5 protein-coding genes and 1 pseudogene are annotated in these 4,463 nt (G+C 48.4%); 2 read left to right on the forward strand and 4 right to left on the reverse strand.

The window, feature by feature from the left end; all coding sequences use genetic code 11:
- The 4 genes from CRG49_RS14125 to CRG49_RS13745 all read right to left on the reverse strand — a co-directional run.
- Window positions 1–171, reverse strand: a 171-nt coding sequence (locus CRG49_RS14125; protein ID WP_157807888.1) for a helix-turn-helix domain-containing protein, incomplete at its 3' end; no start/stop codon positions are given.
- A 105-nt stretch (window positions 172–276) separates the two neighbouring features.
- Window positions 277–774 carry a disulfide bond formation protein B gene (locus CRG49_RS12310; protein WP_095502179.1) on the reverse strand — a complete coding sequence of 166 codons (498 nt, stop codon included), beginning with the start codon at window positions 772–774 and terminating at the stop codon, window positions 277–279.
- Window positions 775–1,059: 285 nt separating this feature from the next.
- Entirely contained in the window at window positions 1,060–2,157 is a 1,098-nt protein-coding gene (locus CRG49_RS13740) for an AsmA family protein (protein ID WP_255408384.1), read from the reverse strand.
- Entirely contained in the window at window positions 2,136–3,104 is a 969-nt protein-coding gene (locus CRG49_RS13745) for an AsmA family protein (protein WP_255408385.1), read from the reverse strand. Before CRG49_RS13745 ends, CRG49_RS13740 begins: the two co-directional genes overlap by 22 nt.
- 225 nt (window positions 3,105–3,329) lie before the next feature.
- Here CRG49_RS13745 and CRG49_RS12325 point away from each other — a divergent pair, with 225 nt between their 5' ends.
- Together CRG49_RS12325 and CRG49_RS12330 are read left to right on the forward strand one after the other, a co-directional pair.
- Entirely contained in the window at window positions 3,330–4,202 is an 873-nt protein-coding gene (locus CRG49_RS12325; RefSeq protein WP_095502178.1) for a chorismate mutase, read from the forward strand.
- 159 nt (window positions 4,203–4,361) lie between these two features.
- Window positions 4,362–4,463: pseudogene (locus tag CRG49_RS12330) on the forward strand (IS1595 family transposase); the annotation flags it as partial.

The raw sequence follows: 4,463 nt of genomic DNA on the forward strand, positions 1-4,463 counted from the left end.
CTGTTGTGCTTTTCGGTAACAGTAGGTTCCGTTGACGGAATGCCGTCTGATTTCCCGACTGACGGTGGCGGGATGACAACCGATGTTCTGTGCGATTTGGTTTAGGGGTAGGTTGCGGTAATGTCTGGAAATGTAGTATCTTTGGTGTGAGGTCAGTTGTGTGTAGGCCATATTGCAATCTTTCTTGTCAGGAAAGGCAGTATACTACCGCATACTGGCCTTTTCTGTTATTGGAAATTGCACTTGTTAGGCGAATGTAAGGGCCTTGAATTTATCTCAAACACGTGTTTGACGGGTTTTAAACCACATGCCCCATACCAACACGACCACAAAGCCAAAATACAAAACGCTCCACACTGGTAAGGCAACGCCGAAAACGTAATCCGGTTCGGCACAATTGCCAAAACCGCGAATAATTGGCTCATACCAGTCAAACAGCGGCCAATCACGCAGGCGGAAAGTCCATGGTGCGCCGCAGGCAGGGGCGGTGCCGGCGGGTAGGCTTTGAATCCAGATTTGGTAAATGGCCACGCCCATGCCGTAAAGTGCCGGAATGCTGACTAAAAATGCGCTGACAGTGCGGGCGGTGGTGGATAGCTGGCGGTTGAACGCGGTAAGCAAAGCAACCAGGCCGACGGCCAACACCATCAAACGCTGCACAATACACAGCACGCAAGGATTCATGCCGACGATGTATTGTAAAATAAACGAACCACACGCAGCGGCGGCGGAAAGGGCGACAATACCCCATAAGGTTGAGCGGAATAAGTTCATCATCCTAAAGCCGTTTCAGACGGCCTATTTAATAGTTAATATATTTTTGATTATAACGCTTTGGCTGTGTTGGTGGAATCGAATGTCAAAATAATGAGGCCGTCTGAACGTAAAAAATGGCTTTCAGACGGCTTGAGACCTTTGTAAAATCCCCAGATTTGAGTGCAGTTCGAAGTTAGGGCGGCGCAGAAAGTGCAGACATCAATAGGATAGGCAAGATTTTGAGCAGCGCATAACGAAGAAGTGTGCCAAAGATGGGGATTTTGCAAAGGTCTCAGTCTATCTTTATTTTCGTCTTGGAATCAACCAATTCCATTGCTCGCGGAATGTCTCTTCTAAGGCTTTTTGTTTTTCTTGCGGGGTACTTAAACCATCCGTCAATTGTCCGTAATCCAAGGTAATCGAAGGATTGTGCACCGAGCCTTTGATTTTCAACGGCACGGGGCGTGAATCGGGATTACGGGCATTGTAAATGAGTAGCTCTTCTGATAATTCCTGTTTTTCCAAATTGGTGAAACCGCTGCTGATGACGCGCACGCTGTCAGACAATAATTCGGTGTTGACATGGTGGCTGACGCCTTTTTCAATCACGCTGTGCAGCGAAAAGCGGTGAAACGGCGTTTGCAGGTTATTTTCCGTGTCTTTTTTAATATTGCCGCTTTGCAAGATGTTGTTCATGTCGATACCGTGCCACGCGCCGTCTGAAACATTCAGACTGAGCGTGCCGTCTAAAAGCTGTAACAAACTGCGGCGGTCTTGGCCTTTGGAGGTCAGGTCAATCACTGCATCGCCGGTGCCGCTGAAGCTGTGAAAACCAAATAAATCTTGCAGTAATGGGCGGATTTGCACGCCTTGCGCGTTTTGCTGTAAGTGGTAAGAAATCGGCGTGGTGTTGGCCATGCTGATGCCGCCTTCGGTTTGGCCGCCGTATAAACCGGCTTTGAAATTGGTGAAGGCGATGTGCTGGCGGTTGGCCGAAATCAATGTTTCAACATTTTCCAACTGCAAACCGGGAAAATTCATGCTGTCGATTTTAACCTGCGCTTCGATGTCGGGCAGACTGTCGTCGTTGAGAAATTCGGGGTAAATATTGCCGGATTGTGCTTCTAAATCTTCCCAGTAGGGCGCAAGAGAGAGTTTTTGCAAGGCGAGGCCGGCTTCAAGCAGTGGCACTTCACCGGCTTCATTGCTGTATTTTAAGCTGAGGGCAGCCGGTTGGCGGTCGAAATAGCCATTGAATTTGCCTTGCCAATGCCTGAAATCGGTCAGGCTGAAGCTGCCGTCGAGCAAGCTGATGTAGCGTGGACGGGGCGAGCGGTTAACCGTATCCTGCATGGTGGTAATGTGGATGGCATCGGATTTTAAACCGTCGGTTTTTGCCAAACCAAAGGGCCGGAAACGGAAAGATTGGTTTGCCATTGTGCGGTGCGGTGATTGGCGTTGAGCTTAAAGCCCTCCAGTGAAGCCTCGCCGTTGAGTAGGTTGCCTTTATCTAATTTCAACGAGCCGCTCCATTGGCTGGCTTCGCTGCCGGCGGTGAATGCACTGTTGAATGTGTCCACAAACACATGATCGGTATTGAAAGTCAGGCGCGGTACTTGCGCGGTCAGGTGAAAATCTTGGTAAGAGCTGTCGGCACGTAGAGCAAGATTATTTGCCTGCAAAGAGCTTTGTTTGGGCTGCCACGCAAGTGCGCTGTCGGCAATGATTTTGATGGTTTCATCGTTCAGACGGCCTTCTGCGCTTAAATGAAATTTAGGGATTTTCCAGCCGTTGGTTGCGGTTTCCAGTAAACCCGAGCCTTTCCAAGAAACTGGAATTTTGCTGTGATTGAAATTGCCGCTAACGCTGAATTCGCGCGTGCCTGAATCGGGGGCTTTGGCATTTAAGCCAAATTGTTCGATCAGGTATTCACCGTTAATCAGGCGCAAGCGTAAGGTGCTGTTTTCAATAATCAGGCGGTTAAGATTGACGTTGCGGCTTTGTTGTTGCCAAATGTCTTGCAAGCTCCATTTGCCGTCTTGCGTGCGCTGCAAGGTGGCATCGGCACCGGAAACCACCCATTTTTCAATCACAGGGCTATCTGCCCACAAGCTTTGCCAAGCCAAACCAATCTTCATTTCTTTGATATGAATGGCGGCATCGGTGGTGTGCGGTCGGCTGATGATGAGGTTTTTTAGGGTAATCGTTGGGCGTGGAAGCAGATTGCGCGTGATGCTTTTATCGAAGCGGATGCTGCGTTCGGTTTGTCCTAAGCTTTCTTGGGCAAATTGATGAATGCGCTCGGCGCTGAGAAAATGGTAAACCGATGCATACAGGCTGACAAACATCAAAAACGATGCCAGCAGACCGAAAAAAATGATTTTCAGCCAGAATTTTCCTGAGTTAAGCAAGCGGTTTAGCATAAAAAGGGGAAACAGACAATTAGGTATGCAGTATAACACAAGGGCGATGCGGTTAACGTAAAGCGATATGATGAACGGTAGGAGAATTTAGCCAATTAGGCCGTCTGAAAAATATGTTAATATCGGATTCTCAATATCAGGGAGCGCAAAATGATTATTGTGATGCAGAAACAGGCTTCGGCCGAAGCGGTAACGCGTGTAATTGAATGCATCCGCAGCCGCGGTTTGCAGGAGCATGTTTCCCAAGGTGAAGAGCGGACTATTATCGGTGCAGTCGGTGATGAACGCGTGTTTCATCCGAATGAATTGGAGCGTCTGCCGGAAGTAGAGCGGGCGATTCGGGTATTGAATGATTGGAAAATCATCAGCCGGGAGGCGCAGCCGCAAGACAGCCGAATTACCGTTCGCGGCGTGGTGTTCGGCGGTGAGAAAATGCTGGATATTGCCGTCGGCTTTAAATCAGATGCCGATGCGGTGTTTATCGATCCGTTTTTTATGTCGGCCAGACCGTATGCCGATGTGGACAACAGCAGCGAAAAAGCGCAAATCATTGCTATGCAGCAGGAAATTGAGCGTATTCACGAAGCGGGCAAACCGGTATTGGTGCGGATTCGTGATGTGCGCCAAATTGAATCGGCTTTGGCAGCGCAAGCGGATATTTTGTATTTGGGCGGCGAATTGATGAGCAACCGTGCTTTGCAGGATGAAGTAGGCCGTCTGAACACGCCGGTGGTGTTGTGCAAAGACAAGCATCACCGTGTCGATGATTGGCTGGTTGCTGCCGAACACATCGCCTTACGTGGCAACCACCATATTATCTTGGGCGAAGCGGGTACGTTGAGCTTCGAGCCGGAACACACCTACCGCTTGGATGTTGACGCGATTGTGCGCGTGCGTAAAGTCACCCATCTTCCGGTGATTGCCAATATTACCGGCTTGTGGCACAGCGATATGCCGCAAGAAGTGTTGTACCGATTATCGGTGGCCTCGGGGGCAAATGGGGTGGTGATCAGCTTAGATTGATTTTCTATATGGATAAATCAAGGCCGTCTGAAAAATATGTTTTCAGACGACCTTTTGTGATGTTTAAAGTAGAATTTTTTGATTGGAATGAATTGAAATGTTGCAATAAAAAAGGGGCTTAGGAAGCAAAATCATCAAAAAACCTGATAAGCTCCTAATATTAAACTAAAAAATAAGTATCAAAAGTTCAGCAAAATTTCAGAGCAAAAGTTTAGAGAAATAATCCGCTGTTTCGCTCTTGATTTGACCGCTTCCGATACT

The organism is Neisseria sp. N95_16, from assembly GCF_002551535.2.
GTDB classification, from domain to species: domain Bacteria; phylum Pseudomonadota; class Gammaproteobacteria; order Burkholderiales; family Neisseriaceae; genus Neisseria; species Neisseria brasiliensis.

Excerpts from the sequence above, each read along its gene's own strand:
- CRG49_RS12310 (WP_095502179.1), bottom strand. The coding sequence starts at position 774 with ATGAACTTATTCCGCTCAACCTTATGGGGTATTGTCGCCCTTTCCGCC.
- CRG49_RS13745 (WP_255408385.1), bottom strand. The coding sequence starts at position 3,104 with ATGTTTGTCAGCCTGTATGCATCGGTTTACCATTTTCTCAGCGCCGAG.
- CRG49_RS12325 (WP_095502178.1), top strand. The coding sequence starts at position 3,330 with ATGATTATTGTGATGCAGAAACAGGCTTCGGCCGAAGCGGTAACGCGT.